The 19162-nt window shown below is 35.7% G+C and carries 5 protein-coding genes; 2 read left to right on the plus strand and 3 right to left on the minus strand.

Features of this window, described 5'->3' with window-relative positions:
- Positions 1 to 119: 119 nt before the first annotated feature.
- Positions 120 to 1841: a ShlB/FhaC/HecB family hemolysin secretion/activation protein gene (locus ACFSAV_RS10835; RefSeq protein ID WP_379099545.1), complete on the plus strand. Its 1722-nt coding sequence runs from the start codon at positions 120 to 122 to the stop codon at positions 1839 to 1841.
- Between the two features lie 34 nt (positions 1842 to 1875).
- The gene (locus ACFSAV_RS10840) at positions 1876 to 16176 is read left to right on the plus strand and encodes a YopT-type cysteine protease domain-containing protein (RefSeq protein ID WP_379099548.1); all 14301 of its coding nucleotides are present in this window, start codon (positions 1876 to 1878) and stop codon (positions 16174 to 16176) included.
- Positions 16177 to 16522: 346 nt separating this feature from the next.
- On the opposite strand, the gene era is transcribed toward ACFSAV_RS10840, so the two are convergent.
- The 3 genes from era to lepB are packed head-to-tail and all read right to left on the minus strand — an operon-like array spanning position 16523 to position 19155.
- A complete protein-coding gene (gene era, locus ACFSAV_RS10845) occupies positions 16523 to 17425 on the minus strand; it encodes a GTPase Era (protein ID WP_379099720.1) in 903 nt (300 codons plus the stop codon).
- 14 nt (positions 17426 to 17439) lie between these two features.
- Complete coding sequence (gene rnc / locus ACFSAV_RS10850; RefSeq protein WP_101775383.1) at positions 17440 to 18117, minus strand: ribonuclease III; 678 nt, start codon at positions 18115 to 18117, stop codon at positions 17440 to 17442.
- 6 nt (positions 18118 to 18123) lie between these two features.
- Positions 18124 to 19155 carry a signal peptidase I gene (lepB, locus tag ACFSAV_RS10855; protein WP_101775384.1) on the minus strand — a complete coding sequence of 344 codons (1032 nt, stop codon included), beginning with the start codon at positions 19153 to 19155 and terminating at the stop codon, positions 18124 to 18126.
- Between the last annotated feature and the right edge of the window lie 7 nt (positions 19156 to 19162).

Here is a 19162-nt window from a genome sequence, read left to right on the forward strand (position 1 = left end):
TTCTTATTTAGTGATGTTGTTTTATTTTTATTCATTTTATCTTGGTATGACCAGTTCGTTTTGATATATTTTACATTTTTGTAGTAGAATTTCGCCCTTCGTTAAAATATGGAGATTTTATGAGAAGATATCAATATAGGAAATTGAACCCTTTCTTTATAGGCTGTTCAACAGCTTTCCTGCTGATTCATTCAACAACTGCTCATACCAACGAGCAAAATCCCTTAACACAAGAATTATTGCGTTTAAAAAACAAACAGCAATTTGAAAATGTCGATGAAAATTTCAAAAAAGCACAACAGTTTTTAGAAGATAAACAAGCTATTGAGGAAAAAAGTTTCTCTTTACCTGAGGGAACAGGGACAAGTAAATATAAAATTACTAGCATATCAATTGATCTTACTGGTGAGAAAGTATCACTTAATTTTGATGACGTGATTCAAGTTTATCAAAATCAACCACTTTCAACTAAAGTGGTTTTTCAATTAGTTAAAGATCTCACTGAAGTATTATATCGTTCGGGTTATGTGACAAGTGCAATTGGCTTGAAAAACGCCAAAATACAAAATGGTGATCTTGAATTCATTGTGCTTTGGGGAAAAGTCAATGAGATTCTTGTTGAAAATGAAAAAGCGATGGGCGTTAGGGATAAAGCAATGGTATCCGTATTGCCTAATATGCAAGGAAAAGTCTTAAAAATTCATGATATCGATCAAATGATTGAAATCTTAAATACTACCAATAAAACTGCGAAAGTAAATGTTGTCGCAAGTGAAGAAAAAGGTATTTCAAATTTAAATATAGAAAGGCAACGTTCTCTTTATCCAGATTTAACTTTCGGGTTTAATAATTCAGGAACAGAGAGTAATGCGAATGGTCGTAACCAAGTGACAACAAATGTATCTTGGAGTGATTTACTTGGGACTAATGATCGTTGGAATTTTTCAACAGGTTACCGGCTTTATGATCAGAGCCGCCTTAATCAACAACGTAACTATTCTTTAAGCTATACCCAACCATTTTCATTTTTCACCTTAGAATTAAAAGTATCTGAATCAGCATATAAAAAAGCGTTACAAGGTATTGGTACTTACTTCTCGGAAGGAAAAACACAAACCGCAGCAATTAAATTATCTAATGTGTTATTACGTAATAAAGATACTATCTTAACAATCTATAGCGAAGTTGAATTTAAGAAACGTATCAGTTATTTTTCCGATATTCTTATTGGTAATTACCATAATAACAAGCTGAATCTGGGTATTTCTTATGTTACCAACTTAGGCTACGGAAAACTGTATACCGACTTATCTTATGCTAATGGATTAAGATGGTTTAATGCCAATAGATCAGCTTATGACTCTAATCGTGAAAAAACATTAAGATTATTGTCAGGAAGTATCAACTGGAACCGTCAAATGGCAGTGTTTGAACGTGCAATGAATTACCAACTGCGTATTGGAGCACAATATGGTTTTGACAGTTTATACTCTGAAAATCAATTCTCTATTGGTGATGAATATACAGTAAGAGGCTTCAAAGGAGGTGCTGCATCAGGAGATAGCGGTGCTTATCTTTCTCAAACAATGACCTTACCTTTCTATCCACAAAAAGCGTATCTTACTCAAATTTCGCCTTTTGTAGGGATTGATATTGGTAAGGTACATGTAAAACAAACTCATAAAACCGATACGCTTGCAGGTGTTGCACTGGGCGTGAAAGCGCAAATGAGCTTGTTGTCACTTTCATTTACGTACGCAAAACCAATTAATGGGGTAGGGCATGTTGAAGTTCGTCATAAAAAACCTGCCTATTACTTTAGTGGTTCAGTTTCTTTTTAATAAGTAATATTTTAAGTTGAAGGAATAACTTAGTATGAATAAAAATCGTTACAAACTTATTTTTAGTAAATCTAAATCTTGTCTTGTGCCTGTTGCTGAATGTATTAAATCAGCTATGGGTAATGGTTCGTCGGATTCGGTTTCTGAATCTGAATCATCAGAATCTGAAGAACCTCCTCTCTTAGAAGGACATGCCTTATCGCCTGTTTCATTATTAATAAAAACAACATTAAATCCAGTTTCCTCTATGATGCAACTTAATTGGAAACAGTTTTCGATTTTGTTGTTGACTGTGGTATCAGTACCGACTATTGCACAGGAACAAAGCACAGATATTAATTCAAAAGTACAGTTAACTCAGATTAATAATGGTGAAAATACAAACATTAAGCTTTCTTCAGATAATACTGGAGAGAATAAAACGAAGTTATATCAAACAGAAAATAAAGTAATTGTAATTGATATTGCTAAACCTAATGATAAAGGTATTTCAGATAATCGTTTTGAAAAATTTAATATTTCTAATGGTGGAGTTTTTAATAACAGTAAGAGTGAGAAAAAATCTCAATTAGTTGGTTATGTTCCTGGTAATAAAAATTTGGCTGATGCTCAAGCTAAAGTGATTTTGAATCAGGTTAAAGGTAGTGATATTAGTAAAATTGAAGGTGCATTAGAAATATTAGGACAAAAAGCGGATTTAGTAATTGCGAATCCAAATGGAATTACTTTAAATGGTGTACAGACTATTAATGCAGATCGATTTGTTGCAACTACTAGTGAAACTATAAATCCTTCAAATCCTGTTTTGAAGATAAATAAAGGAACAGTCACTATTGATGTAGACGGTTTTGCTACGGATGGCTTGCAATATTTAGATATAATTGCTAAGAAAATTGAGCAAAAAAATGTAGTAGCAAATAAAAATAAGAATGGTCCTTCTATTACACATATCAATTTTATTGCAGGTAAAAGTGAATATGATTTAAGTACTCATAAATTAAAAGAGGACTCTAAAGGTGAAGATCACTCAGATGGAATTGCTATTACTGGTGCAAGTACAGGAGCAATGCATGGAGCGAGTATTAATTTAGTGGTTACAGATAAAGGTGCTGGTGTTAAACATGATGGGCTGATTTTATCTGAGAAAGATGTACATATTGAAATACATGATGGTGATTTAGAACTAGGTAATACACAGCAAAATACTTTAATAGACGAGGATAGAAAGATCCACGCGAAAGGTAAATTTAAAGTTAAAAATAGTAAACGTACTATTATTGGCAGTGAAATTAAAGCTAATGAAATTGATGTTAAAGCACAAGAAACAACATTAAGAAAAGAAGCCAAAGTTAGCGCGAAAAAAACGAATATTGATTCAAGTAAATCATTAATTGTTGAAGAAAATGCAAAACTTATAGCCCCAGAGATCGATGTAAAAACCGATACATTGAAAAATGAAGGGCGTATTTATGGACGTGATGTTGACATTGACGCTAATAATCTTGTTAATAATAAAGAAATCCATTCAGAAGAAAAACTAAAAATTCAAACGAAAGGTAAACAATTTTCAGTATTTGAAGAAAATCGTCATGCAAATGCATCACTTAAGGAAGAGGCGAGCCTAAAAACAAGTTTTATCAATAAAGGGGCAATTGAGAGCAGTGGTGATGCTGAACTAACATTTAAAGATAATACTAGTTTTATAACTAAAGATAATAAGTTTATTAAGGCTAAAAATAATCTGACTATTAATGCTGCTAATGTTGAAATCGACAAAACGCAAAATATTCAATTAAGTTCTAATGTTACTATCAAAACAAAAGAGAGCTTTATCAATCATGGTACTTTAGCAAGTGCGCAGGCTCTTAATATTACTGCAGAGCAAGGGAATATTTACAATATTGATGGAGTGTTAGGTGCCGCTAAATCTCTTAAGTTAACGGCAAGCACAAAAGATAGTCGTAATGGTAATATTATTAACCAAGCAGATGCATTATTGCATTCAGAAGGTGAAATAATTCTAGATGCAGATCGTACAGTATATAACTTAGGTAGTATTTTTTCTAAGAATAAGTTAATGGTTAATGCTAATGAACTAATTAATGATGTAAAACTTTCAGGGAAAGTGGATTTTAAAGAGCTTTCTACTAGTCGTCGTTATGAGTTAAGTGAAATCGCACGACATGGTTGGCATAATAATTACTACCAATTGAATTTAGATATACAAGAATTAGACAAGAGCACAGTTACTATTGATAAAATGGGTTCGATTCGTTCCGATAGTGATTTTGAGTTTAAAGCTAAGGTATTAAAAGACAATCCTGTAAATAGTAAAGAAACAGCGTCAAAATTAGTTAATCATGGTCTGATTAATATCAAAGGTACATTTAAATCAGATGCAGCACAACTCATTAATCAGATGAAATATTTTGAGCAAAATGCATTAGAAGGCGTATTTAAAAACAAAGCTAATATTAATATCTATTATAAACCATCTGCACGCTTTATTTTGACCCCGCTATCAGGTCAAGCACATCGTAAATTTGAATCCTTAGAATCTTTTTTAGATGCATTGTTTGGTCCGTCACCAATTACAAAATCAGGCATTTATTCTGCAGAAAACTTCAGTGCTTATAAATTACTTAGCCATGTAAAACATTCACCAATGTTCCAAAAAAGTATGGCACAAGTTTTTGGAGCAGAATGGCATAGACTATCATATGATGACATGTCCAAGCGTTGGAAAGAGTTTAAAGAGAAACCTACAAGCTTTATCTATTATCCAGAAGAAAAAGCAAAAATTCTTGCTGGTAAACTTGAAGCAAATGGTACTACGTTACAGAATGGTGAATATTCACAGTATGATACATTTGATGGTTCTATCAATATTGGAAAACATGCTTTAACTTTACCAAAAGTAGAATTTCGTCCTGAGATTAGTAGTAAAGAAATCTTTGATCAAGGCTTAGTAGATCTCTCTGCTTTAGCAGATATTTTAGATCCAAATTTATTTATTGATAATAGTGTTCAATTAGAAAAACAGGGAATTGATATTAATAAAGAGGATCTAGATCTAATTGATAAAAAAGAAATTGATTATCTTGATCCTGACGAAATTGTTAATAATGGACGTTTGCTTGATGAACTTTTAACAGATCTTGGTGAAGACGAATATATTGATGACGATAAATTCTATGATAATCGTCGTAAAAATAATGAACGATTTGAAAGTTTACCTAGAGACTTGCAGCATAAATTACATGAGTTATTTGCTAAGAGAAAAGAAGAGAGAAATGCGAAGCGTTTAGAATTATTAGAAAAAGCTCGCATTGCAAAAGAGAAAGAACAAAAAGAACGTAATGAGAATTATAAAGAGGAAGAAAAACGTTTAGAAATCGATAAGTCCATAAAAGAAAAAGAACTTGCTGATCAAGTTAATAAGGAAAGGCTAATTCGTGAAATAGAAGCAAAACGTGAGGTTGAGATAGCACAAAAAGAAGCTAGGAAAAAAGAAGAGCTACGACTTGCAGAAGAAAAACGAAAACAAGAACAAGCCAAAAAAGCAGAAGAGAAAAAAGTAGAAGAAGAACGTATTGAAGAGGAAAAACAACTTTCTAAAGAGCAATTTAGACAAGAAGAAGATATATCTAAGAAAATCTTGTTAAAAGCAGTTGATGATAATCGTCCAAAAGTGGAAACAGATCCGTTATATCGTACTAAGTTAAAATACATTAACCAAGACGAATATGTGGGTGCAAATCATTTCTTTAATAATATCACTACTGATGCTATACAGAACAGTCCAGACACTAAAGTTAGTGTATTAGGTGATAACTATTTTGAACATCAATTGATTACTCGTACTATTGAGAAAAAAGTCGATAATCAATTGGAACAAAAATATAAAGCAAGTGGTGTTGAGTTAGTGAAGAAGTTAATGGAAAACTCAACTTCAGAAGCAAAAGAATTAGGTTTGAAAGTAGGTGAAGTATTAACTAAAGAGCAGCAGGCGAAGTTAAAGCAAGATATTGTTTGGTATGTGAAAACTAAAATAAATGGTAAAGATGTTTTTGTACCACAAGTATATTTTGCGCCACAAACTCTTGCTAATGCAGAGAAAGCAAAAGGCTTAGGAACTGCAGTGATTAATGCTAGTGAGCTAAATATTAAAGCTGAAAATGTAGTCAACAGTGGTACCTTATCTGGTGATAAAATTAAAGTTGAGGCAAGCGAAAAAATCCAGAACAAAGGCAGTATCATCAGTACTGAAGAAACCCGCTTAGTTGGTCGTAAAGGAATTGAAAACCTCTCACGTTCTTTTGCGAATAATGAGTTAGGAGTTGATGTTCAACGTTCTAAAATCAAAACCGACGGACATTTACACTTAGAAACTGATCTAGATGCCAAAGTGGATGTCCAGGCTTCTGATATTAAAGCAAAAACAGGCTTCGTCAAAACAGGTGAACTCAATCTGAAAGACACTTATCAGACTAAACATTCTTATGATGCTAAGTTCTCTAATGAGTCAAGTTTTAGCAAAAAATTGAAAGATGCTCCTCTTGCAACGATTCTTAATCCAGTAGAGCTTCTTTCTTCCGCATTAAATTTTTCATCAAAAAGTCATTCAGAAAGCCATCATCAAGCAAATTCTGTTGGCTCAAAAGTCTCTATTGATCAATTACATGTTGCAGTGGAAAAAGATGTTAACCAAGTAGGTAGTGAACTTGAAGCGAAACGCATTAGTGGTGTGATTAAAGGTAATTACAACACTGAAGCAGGTAAAAATGTTAAGAATTCTGAACGTGAAGAATATTCTTCTCATTTCTATGCTTCAGCACATGCTAGCGGAGGTGGTACTTCCGTTCGTGTAGATTACAATAGCATAGATGGTGGGAAAGCATCTGTTGATGTACCAACTACTCAAACAGGAGTAGGCGCTGATGCTGGCTTATCTTTTAATTATAAAAAACAAAGTGAGACTTTATTAACGCATAACAACAGTGAGTTACAGGTTGAAAGTGGTACTTTACATGTGTTAGGCAATGCTGATATTGGAGGCGTGGATATTAATAATAAATTGCCTCAAAGAACAGCTGAGAAAGCGGGCACTGATCCAGTTGCCAACAACACCAATACTGCGAATACACCAGCAGAGCAGTCTACGACAGCAAGTAACAATAAAGAAAAATCGAAGTTTAATACTTTGTCTGAAGCAGAAATTAACGACTTAATGTCAGAAAAAGGCAAAGCGTATTTTGATGAGCAATCAAAAACGCCTTCTACTTCTGGCTTTGAATTATCTGCAAAAGAAATAAAATCTACTAAACAAAAAGACGAATATACTCTGGAATCTACAAAGAACACTTTCAAAATTGGTCCAGAAGCTGAAGCGCACTCAGCTATTGCTGATATGGTTAGCCATATGGTGAAAGAGTTTAGAGATGTACAAAATGGTGTGAAACAAGATGGTACTGTAGCGTTACAACATGCCAGTGATGTACTGAATTTAGTGACTGGTGATTTAGTGGGTACTTCAGCGAAATTAGCAGTTGAAAATACTAGAGAAACAAAAAGTACACAGGAAACGGGAGATATTGTAACCAAAATTGGTGGTAATGTGACCCTTTCTGCGCGTAATGGTAGCCTTGAATTGAAAAACATTCAAAGTAATGCTGATACTAACCTCACTTTAAAAGCTAAAGAAAATGTTGATATTCTCGCTGGCGAGAAGACACGTAATACGACTGAAAGGCTATCAAGACAAAAATTAGCAGCTGGTGCTAATGCAGGTTGTAGTGCAATGACTGGCACATGTACTGCTGGTGTTTCTGCCTCTATTGAAGGCAATGAAAGTTTCACTTCTGAACATGCTAAGACGCAGAATAATAGTTTATTGCAAGGGCAAAATATCACAATAGATGCTGGTAAGGATTTAAATTTAGTAAATTCAAATATTGAAGCAAATAATGTTGATTTAAGTGTGAAAGGTAATACTAACATTGTATCAAAACAAGATACTTTGGATAAAACTACCCATGGCTTTGATTACAATGTGTCTGCTGGGGCCGCACTTTCAAGTGCTACTATTGCAACACCAACAGGTATTATTGGTGGTGGTTATACGAATGAAAGTGAGCATAGTGCTACTGTCAATCAACAAGCTGGAATTAAAGCAAATAAACTTACGGGTAGCGTAAATAATTTAAATCTTGAAGCAGGCTACATCGTCAATAACGATAAAAGTGGAGGCTTTAAAGTAACAGGTGAAGTAACTAGTAAGGAGCTCCATGATCGTCATGATAAAGATGGTGGATCATTTGGTTTATCTGTTGGTATTAACGAACGTGGTACTTCTGCATTTAACGTACGTGGTGGACGTTCTGATCAGAAACATTACAATGCAACACAGCAATCTACCTTAACAGGAGTAACTGTTGAGCAAAGTAAAGTTTCGGGTATTGTGAATGACGATCTTGGCAAAGCGAAAAACGTAACACGCGATGATACTTATGCAAGTACTCAATTTAGTTTTGAAGTTGCAGATATTGTCGAACTTGGTAAGAAAGCGAAAGACAAGATAGATTCTCACAAAAATAAAGGCATTTCAGATGATACGCCTAATGTATCATTATCAAAATCACGTCTTTCTGAAAGTGATAGCGATTCAGTGTCAGTTAAAAATCCAATTTATGACAGTATTGAAGCACCAACAACTAAAGTACACACAAGTGATACAGACTCTGTGACTACAGCACCAAATACACGGAGTTTAAAAACCGAAGATATGGTTGATAATCCATTATATAGCTCAACAGTGGCTACACCGCGTTCAGCAAAACCATCTGAAACTGTAGATGGACCAAATACAAAAACACGTGTTTATGAAGAGATTCCTTTAACGACTTCAGAGGTTACAAGTAATCAAACTGCGAGTACTAATCGAACCAAGACAGTTGACTCTGGCGAAGAACATGTTTATGCAGAAGTTGGTCAGGGCACCTACAGTACTTTAGGTGATAAGAATGCGAATGGTGGTCGCGGTCTAAGAAAAGCAAATGACACAGAAGGTACTTATAACAAACTTGGTGATAGTGTTGCCGATACCACACGAGCGAAAGCTAAAGTCAATGAGGAGCATATCTATGCCGAAGTAGGTCAAGGCACCTATAGTACCTTAGGTGATAAGAGTGCGAATGGTGGTCGTGGATTTAAGCAAGTTGATTCTGTAGAGGGTATTTATAATACTGTTGGTGATAATCATTCAGATATCGTTCGTCGTAACTTGAATAATGCGCCTGAATATTCAGAATCTATGCCAAAAACAAGACGAAATGCGCAAGATTCATTACCGGAAGTGCCAACAACTAAATCACGTACTAATTTAACTGAAGCAAGCGATGGTATTTATTCAGAGATCACATTAAAACCAAGAAGTGCAAATGATCCATTGCCAGATTTACCTAAAGATGCTCAAAGTCGTGTAAGAAACGATGTCGATTTTGCTGAACATATTTATGAGGATATTGGTACTTCTCGAGCAAAACGCTCACTACCAAATACACCAGAGGTTAAGGCAAAAGCGCCAGTAAGTGATAGTGATGGTCAATATGCGAGTGTGAATATCACACCGAGAGCTCGCAATCCACAGGATGTATTACCAGAAGCACCAAATACAAGAGCGAAAGTAGTGGTAGAAAATGATGGAATTTATTCTCAAATTAATGATGTAGTGACACCTCAGCCAAGATCAAAATCAATTAAAGTGGAATCTGATTATGAAGCAATTCCATTAGGCGATTTTGAACCAAAAGTAGAACAACCACGTTCACGTTCAAGACATTCTATTATAGAAGAGACTGTACAAGTTGAACCAAAAGTGCGGTCGATTTCTGAGGAGATTCCAAGTTCGAACTCTACAAATAAAGCTAAAGCGCCAGTGGCAGAAAATGTGTATGCAACTCTTGATAAAACTGCTGAAGGGCGAGCAAGAGCAAATGCAAAAGCTGACGAAGCTGTCGCACAAAATATAGTTAACAAAGCCAAAGTGGACGATGATGTTCCTCCAACATTACCTAAACGTCCTGATAATTTAGCTGTGGAAGTTGAATCACATTCAGCTACAAATACAGGTAAAGTTATTCGTCCTGAAAATGAAGTAGCAGTGCAATCAGAATTGAGAAATCGTGTAAATACTGATGGTGATTATGCAGAAGTGGTTGATACCAAACCAAATCCGAAAGCGAATCGTCCATTACCAGATGCGCCAACAACACAAAATGTGGCGAAAAATCGTATTAACACGGATGGTGATTATGCACAGATTGTTGAAACTGCTGCTACGCAGTCAAATTCAAAAGCTAAGCGTGACTTACCTGAGTTGCCAAATGATGCATTAGCGAAAACGCGTCCAACTTTTGAAGTAGAGGGCGATTATGCACAGATTGGTAACAATATTGTGAATAGAGCACCTCGTTCTCAGCAGGAAAATAATGCTGAGTCGGTGAAAAATCTTGTAATTACTGAAGCAAATAGTAATAACAATAGCAATAATCAAGGTAAGAAGGCACAAGCAGCTGAAATTGCACAAGCAACTGGTACGGCAGAGAAATCTGATAAATCTTGGTTTAGTAAAGTGAAAGATTTCTTTACTGGTGGTTCAAGTAAAGAACAAGCAAAAGGCAAAGTATCGAAAGCAACAAAAGTCGAAGAGCAAGATGCGCAAGTTGCAGCCAAACCACGTTATGATGATTTAGAAGATAATATTAATCTGAAAAATCTTTTAGCTTTGGAAGCTCAACGTAATGAAGCATTTGAGACAAATGTGTTGAAAAATACGAAGTTCTTAGATGAAGCAAGAGAAGCGGCGAAGAAATCTATTCCAGAAGCGACAATCAAGCAAATGGGTAACTCACCAGAGTTTGATGACATTTTGACCGATGGTGCACGTAAAGTAGAGAAACGTATCAATGATGCAGTGACTTTTAAACCATCAGCGGAAGAGTTTTCAGCAATTCAAGGTTTAGTGAAAACCTTACCGAAAGGTGAAGTGATTGATGATGTGACAATCAAAACACAAAGTATCACAGAAGCTTTGGCGGAGACATCAAAAACTATTCAACGTAATCCGAAATTGAAAGAGGAAGTGCAGGGTGCGATTGAAGAATTCTTGAAGAGTAGCCAAGGTAAAGACTTGACAGTAGAGATGGTTGAAAAACTAAATCATGGTTTACGTCCAGATGAAGGTAGTGATCGTCAACTTTACAAGAAAGAGACATTAACCAAAGAAAATGCGGTGTTTTCAAGTCCAGAAGCGTCGAAGATTCAGTTAATTGAGACTATTGATTTCATTAATCGAGCGAGAAAACAAGGAGTAGAGCCGAGTGTGCTTGCAGGTTTAGTGTATCAACGTTTAATCGCTTACCATCCATTTGCAGAAGGTAATGGTCGTATGGCGCGAGTGATTGTAAATAAACTGTTATTAGATGCGGGTTATCCACCATTCACTAAGTTTAATTCAGATTTTGAGACTCAGATTATTCCACAGACGTTGAAGTCAGCGAAGTCAGCGACAAGTACGGAAGTGGTAAAAGAGTTTTTGACTGAATTAAGTAAGAAGCCATTACCTGAAATCAGTAAAACTGTAACGGATAAAGCTAAGATAGCGGTGGAAGAGCCAATCTATGCAACAGTAGATAAGCGTCCTGAAGCACTTGCAAAAGCGAAAGCGCGTGGTGACGAAGCAGCAGCGAAGAATGCCAATGTGAAAGCAACGGTAGAGACGGATATTGCTCCAGCCTTGCCAGCACGACCAAGTGAATTAACTTCGACTATTGACAATACAACTAAAACTGGAAAACCAATAGTACTACCAAAACCGAAGCTAAATACCTCTGTAGAAAGTGAGAATCAGGTGAACGCTGTTACACCTAAAGCACCAGCGAAGGAAAAACCACCAGTTGCACCAAAACCAAAAGTTAAAGTCATTGTAGAAAATGATGCAGATGGCGTTGCGAGAACTCGTGTAATTGTGCAACCTGAAGTAGCAGGAGAATCTCAATTGAGATCTCGAACTATCGGTAACAGTGACTATGCTGAAATCGTGGATGGCGCAGCTCAAGTACAACCACGCTCTAAAGCTCGTCAATCGGTGAATAGTGATTATGCCGAGATTATTGATGGTATACCTCAAATTCAGTCACCAGGCAGTGTAAAAGCACGAAGTGCGGAAGATACAGCTATTCCATCAAATAGAATTAAAATGGATGATGGTTTGTATGCAACGATTGATAAGAGTCCAGAAGCACTTGCTAGAGCAAAAGCGAGAGGTGACGAAGCTGTAGCAGCACAATCTACACTGAGAAAAACTCAAGTAGAAGATGAAGCACCTGCATTACCAAAACGTTCTACTGACTTGGTAGCGGATGCTACAGATAAACAAGTTGTTTTAGAGCCTAAATTTAGAAGCCTAGCAGTAGAGTTTGATGATGTAAATGTTACACAACCTCAAGCAAAAGCTAAGCCAGTGAGTGATCGTATTCAACAAAAAGAATTGGTTGAGCAATCACGTGGTGTATTAAAACAAGTTCAAGACCAGTTCCAACCATTGAAGGTGAAAAACAAAATTGATGCTGTTCGTTCTTCAGTGGAAGAATATGGTGGTGAAGTTAGCTTTAAATTCGCTCAATCTAAAGGTGAAGTATATAAAGAGATTGTAAAACATTTAGAAACTCAAAACGGTGTTTGTGAATCTACTTGTGCTCACTGGATTGCGAAAAAAGTCGATCCTCAAGATGATAACTTCTGGACTAGCCTATATGAAGGTGGTCAAAAAGGACATTTGAAGAAAGAAACGATCGATTCGATTAAAAAACTTCAAACAGAATTTATCAATAGTGGTAGTGCGACACAGCAGTTTAAGTTGACAGATAGCTGGCTGCAAGAACAGGGCGTGGTACCAAAAGAGAAAAGATCGGGTAACTTAAGTCGCCGTGATGAAGTCGCTGGAACAGTGTCAAAAAATGATGTTTCAGCCTTAACAAAAGCGATTTTAGATACAGGTAATGAAACGTCGGGTGTGAAGAAAATTTCAATTAATCTTGAGGGTGGTTCTCACACAGTTTCGGCTGCGATTCAAGGCCAAAAAGTTGTATTCTTTGATCCAAATTTCGGAGAAATGACTTTCCCAAGCCGTCAAAAATTTGAAACTTGGTTAAAAGAGGCGTTTTGGAATAAGAGTGGTTATGCTGGTAAAAATGAAGGAAAACGTTTTTTCAATGTCGTGAATTATGAGTTACCAACAAAAGCAGCAACCAATAATAGTGCTAATGTTGAGCCTGTATCAGGTGTTTCAGATGTGAATTTCAAAACTAAAACTCAGTCAAATTCACAAGATAATATGGCTGATACCACAACGCAAATCAGAAGAGATCAGGTGAGTGGAGAAAGTTATATTACACAAAATGATGTTGTTACAGCGATAACTAATACTAACTATATTCCAAAACCAGTGACTGATGCGAAAGAGCAATTTGAGAAAGCTAAGCAAAAAGCACGTTCTGTGGATAACACAAAAGAAGCAGAGAAAAAATTAGCTTTGATCGCAAAAGAAGCTAAAAATCTGCCAAAAGAGCACTTGCTGAAAGCGACCAAAGAGCTGGTTAATGGCATAAGCATGGATGATATTCATGCGATAAGACAAGAACATAAACCAGGTGCAAAAGTAGTAATGCCAAGTGTCATCTCTGAATTTGAAGGTAAAAACGTTCAGAGTATGGGAAAAATTATGAAAAATCTCCCATTTGATGAAAGTTATGTAGATACCAGAAAACAAATTAATGAGAAGATTGTAGAAAAATTAGATTCAAACAAAGAATTCCATGATTTGATGAATCAAAAACTTTCTGGCAACGAAGCAGGTATTCGTAAATTGTTTGACATTGTTGAAAGTGCGAAAAGAGAATCGCTTAAGGAAGTAACCGGTATTGATGGGAAAAAAGCAACTTTAGAGCTTGATACTCAACATGGTGCATTGTCTCTAAAACAGGGATATTATGCTAATGACGAAGTACATATGAATGCAACACCATTGGCAAGTTTATTTAGAACGAAAAAACAAAATAATAAAGAAATTTTGGATACTATCGTTCATGAACTGACACACCATGATCAGGCGCAAATTGCAAATAATAGATACGGTAAGATAGCTGATGCAATTAAACCAGATGCAGATTTGCTCTCTTTGAATCAGAAGTATTATATTGATTCAGATGCTTCGAGTTTCTCTAATTATAAAAAACAACCGTTAGAGAGAGAGGCGTTTACTTCTGGTCATGAATTGAGTAATCAGTTAAGTAAGTTAGTTGAACGAGGCTATACAGGTAAGGTACAGGAGATTCAAACTATTGAGCACTTACCAAATAAACTCAATAACTTAGAGTCACCAAGAAATGCACAGGTTGATTTAGGTGAGAATGCGTTGATTTACGGATTGAAGCATGGTAGAAAAGAGTTGATCGCGAAAGCAAATGCCGCAGATGCTGAAGGGAAAAATGCTATTCTAGCTGATAGTTATATTGGTAAGCTGAACCTGGGATTTGAATTTGCACAACTAAGCTCTTTTGCAAAACAAGTGAAATCAGGTAATGTCACAGAACAAGATATTCAAGATATTGCTTCATTTAATGATCCTGGCGCAAAATTTGCACGTAAAGATGATTCAAGACATCGTATCAATGATGCGAATATTGAAGATAATCAGCGTATTATCAAAGAGTTGATTAAGAATGAAAATGCGGTAGATGCATTGAAGAGAATTGCAATATTGAGTGATCAAGAACAAGATATGTACAATGCATTAAGAAAGAATGAAAAATTTGATATGGAGGAACTACAAGAATCAGCAAACTACACTACAGCAGAAAATAGTGCAATTCGTGAATTCAAAAAAACACAGGATGCACTTAATGAAGCAAGAATGGATTTTTTTGCAGAAAAAACTAAATTAATTGCAAAAGAAACCCTTGAACGTGGTGGACAGCTGTATTTTGCTTTAGATGGTCTTGCGACGGATACACCAAACTTCAGAAATAATACTAAAATTGATTTAAATCGTTTAAAAGAAGTATTTGATCCGAATAATCCACATTATGATTCTGTGACGTCAAGAGAGTTGAGATATTTGTATGAAAATTACAAAGATCATCCAAACTTGAAATTTACTATCAAGGATCATGTTATTGAAAATCCATTAAAAACGTTGGATATTTCAAGTGTAAATGGGCAGCCATCTACAGGGGAACAAAATGTCGCATTTAATAAGCAACTATTTGCAAATCCGTTTAAAGCATTTAAGCAAAAAGAAAAAGTGCAAGGTCCAAAAATCGAACATCTAGGTGGAAACGCAGATAAAGATGCATTTTATTTCCCATTAGATAAAATTGTGACGAAGGATCGTGGTATCTCTAAGGATATGAAAGTGAATATGGAAAATATTAAAAAAGCATTCAATCCTAAAGATAAGCATTACAATAGTACGGAGGCAAAAAATCTAAGAGCTTTATATGAACAGGATCCAACGATGTCTTCCACTCGATTCGTGATTGGCAATCAAGTGATTGAAAATCCATTTAAATCAGCGGAATTACAAGACTATATCCAAAAGCATCATGTAAAAGTACCCGTTGTAACGGCTCAGAAAGCAAAACCATTACCAGAAGTGCCAACAGAGGCCACTGTAAATAAGGCGTCTGCTTTAAAACAGCCAAATACAGCGGCAAGAAAGCCAGCGCAGCAGGCGAAACCAAGAGCACAAGCAGATCCAAATGCTATTTACGCTCAGGTGAATAAAAATAGAGTAACAGCATTAGATAAAGTTGATGGCTTCTATTCAGAATCACAACTTAAAACTAGAACTGATAAAATTGTAGAGCAAGTTAGCCATGTGCCAACAACAGAGCCGACTTATGCAGATCTACAATTTTCTAAACCTGCTCGTTCTAAACATAGAGCTTCAGATGAAGTGGTATATGAGGAAGTGGCTACAAAGGTAAAAGGTAAAACACCTGAAACTTTAGCTAAGCCACAAAAACCTAAACAGCAATTGAATAAAGGAATTATTCCTGAATCACAGCTGAAAACCAGAAGTGATAAGGTTGTAGAGCAGGTTAGCCGAGTACCAACCACAGAACCTGTTTATGCGGATTTACAATTCCCAGCTTCAGGAATGCAGACAAAACAAGTCATTTCTTCTAGTGAGGAGACAATTTATGCAGAAGTTGGTAAGAAATCTCAAGAAGAACCTATTTATCAAAATGTTATTAGAAAAGGAGCAAAATGATAATTGAATAATTAATCACATTTTTCTAAAACAATAATGAAAAGCTAGAGTCTTGTAGTAAGACTCTAGTTTTTTTATTGTTAGTTTAAAGTGATTTAACACATTAGTAATGTAGAAGCGGAATTATGTATGAGTATATAGATGGATTGGCAATAGAGTAGATAGCAATAATAATTCAATTTACCTAAAACAGAGAGCCAATATTAAGTAGAACGCATTTGATTAGTGAGCTTTAATTAAGAGAGTGAAAGAAAACTAATCTTTAAATATACAAAAAGCAGCTATTATAGCTGCTTTTATTCATTTTCATTGCATAGCAATATTTTTCTCTTAAGTATTTAAAAGATTATTCGTCCATGTAGCCTAAACTACGTAATGCTCGTTCATCATCAGCCCAACCAGATTTCACTTTTACCCAAAGTTCTAAGTGTACTTTATTGTCAAAAAGGCGTTCCATATCTGCTCGGGCTTCTGTTCCAATTTGTTTGATTTTTTGCCCCTTATTACCAATCACCATTTTTTTCTGACCATCGCGTTCAACGAGAATCAACCCATTGATTTCATAAGTCCCACGTTCATTGAGTTTAAATTGTTCGATTTCGACAGTAACAGAGTAAGGTAATTCATCTCCAGTAAAACGCATGAGTTTTTCACGAATAATTTCAGAAGCCATAAAACGTTGTGAACGATCTGTAATATATTCTTCAGGGAAATGATGTTCACCTTCACGTAATGAATTACGTACAATTTTTTCGAGTTCATCAATGTTTTTACCTTTTTCTGCAGAAATAGGTACAACATGAGCAAAATTGAATTTGGCAGTGAGTTCAGTGATAAACGGCAACATTTCTTCTTTATTTTTGATGTTGTCAATTTTATTGATAGCTAATACAACAGGGGCTTTTGCAGCACGGAGTTTATTGAGCACCATTTCATCATCTTCATTCCAATGCGTCCCATCGACAACAAAAATAATTAAATCAACATCACCAATAGCACTGCTTGCTGCACGATTCATTAAGCGGTTAATTGCTCGCTTTTCTTCAATATGTAAGCCTGGTGTATCGACATAAACAGCTTGATATGCACCCTCAGTGTGAATCCCTACAATACGATGCCGCGTGGTTTGTGCTTTACGTGATGTGATCGAAATTTTTTGCCCTAAGATTTTATTGAGTAAGGTCGATTTACCGACATTTGGACGACCAACAATCGCAATAAAGCCACAGTAAGTTTGTTGATTGTCCATTAAAGTTGTTTCTGTCATTTGTTTTCCAGTTCTTGTAAGAGTTTTTCTGCCGCGGCTTGTTCTGCTTTACGACGGCTTGAACCCACACCAATAAAAGTGCGGTCGATATTTTGAATATTACATTCAACAGTAAATGTCTGGCAGTGCGCTTCGCCTTTTATATCAATGACATTATAAGTTGGTAGTGGTAAACGTTTACCTTGTAAATATTCTTGTAAACGTGTTTTAGGATCTTTTTGATTATTACCCGGTTTGATGTGATTTAACAGCTCTTGGTACCAATTTTGTACCACTTTACTCGCTATTTCGAGATTGCTATCTAAAGACATTGCACCAATAATAGCTTCTACACAATCAGCTAAGATGGACTCACGCCGAAATCCACCACTTTTCAGTTCACCTGGTCCCAGTGCCATATAATTACCAAGTTCAAATTGGCGCGCTAAAATCGCCAGTGTGGGTTCACGTACAAGCGTTGCACGCATTCGACTTAATTCACCTTCGTTACATTTAGGAAATTGGTGATATAAGGCTTCTGCAATAGTGAAATTTAAAATAGCATCACCTAAAAACTCTAAACGTTCATTGTGTTTAACTGCTGCGCTACGATGAGTTAATGCCTGTTTTAATAATGCAATTTGATTAAAGTGATAACCAATTTTGCGTTGTAAACGTTCTAAATTTTGATTCATTCTCTCTTACTTAATTTCTGTGAATAAGCGTTCAAATCGAATACCAGTTGGCCATTCATCTTGTTTTTTATCTAGACTTAACCAAATATAGGTTGCTTTACCAACAATATTTTTTTCTGGTACAAATCCCCAAAAACGACTATCTTCACTATTATTACGATTATCACCCATCACAAAGTACTCACCTTCAGGAACAACCCATTCTGTCACACCATTGTCTTTTGTGCGATAAGCTTTATAACGGAATCCTTCATTGGCGATTTCTTCAGGGTTAGGATACCAATGAATTTGGTGGGTCACATCACCTATTTCGGTTGTTTCTAATGGACTAGGACCATATAAGTATTCGCCTTTATGATTACGCCCAATAATGAAGTTAAATTCGGGATTTTCTACGGGTTGGCTGTAGGTAAATGCCTTAGTAACACAGTCAAGGGTACATTCTTTACCAGCTTTAGCATAAGTGAGAGTTAATTGGCGTGTATACTCATTATATTGCACTTTATCGCCTGGAGTACCAACCACTCGTTTAATATAATCTACATTGGGTTGCAGAGGTGCTTTAAATACAATGATATCGCCGCGTTCAGGTTTACCTGTTTCAATCAATGTATGTTGGAATACTGGATCTTTAATGCCATAAGCATATTTTTTTACTACCAAAAAATCGCCAATACGTAAGGTTGGTTCCATTGATGAAGAGGGAATTTGAAATGGTTCAAATAAAAATGAACGTAAGATTAATACAAACGCAAGCACAGGAAAAAGTGAGGCAATAAATTCACCTCCTTCAGAAATAGGCTCAATTTTGGCTTTTTCTTCTTCAGTTAATGCTTGCCCAGAGCGTTGTTCAGCGCGCGCAATTTGTCTTGCACGTTTTGGCAGCACCGTAAAACGGTGGTAGCACCATAAAATACCAGAAATGAGGGTGAAAATGATTAGCAAAATAGAAAAGGTATTTGGTAATGCAAAGTAATCTAATACTTTCCATATACCAAACCCCACTGCCAATAAAATCACGAGAAATAAGTTAGACATAATAGTT

This window comes from Pasteurella oralis (genome assembly GCF_042681465.1).
GTDB classification, from domain to species: Bacteria; Pseudomonadota; Gammaproteobacteria; order Enterobacterales; family Pasteurellaceae; genus Pasteurella; species Pasteurella oralis.

What these genes read in the sequence shown, in the direction of transcription:
- era (WP_379099720.1), bottom strand. Translation starts at nt 17,425, where the DNA reads ATGGACAATCAACAAACTTACTGTGGCTTTATTGCGATTGTTGGTCGT.
- rnc (WP_101775383.1), bottom strand. Translation starts at nt 18,117, where the DNA reads ATGAATCAAAATTTAGAACGTTTACAACGCAAAATTGGTTATCACTTT.
- lepB (WP_101775384.1), bottom strand. Translation starts at nt 19,155, where the DNA reads ATGTCTAACTTATTTCTCGTGATTTTATTGGCAGTGGGGTTTGGTATA.
- ACFSAV_RS10835 (WP_379099545.1), top strand. Translation starts at nt 120, where the DNA reads ATGAGAAGATATCAATATAGGAAATTGAACCCTTTCTTTATAGGCTGT.
- ACFSAV_RS10840 (WP_379099548.1), top strand. Translation starts at nt 1,876, where the DNA reads ATGAATAAAAATCGTTACAAACTTATTTTTAGTAAATCTAAATCTTGT.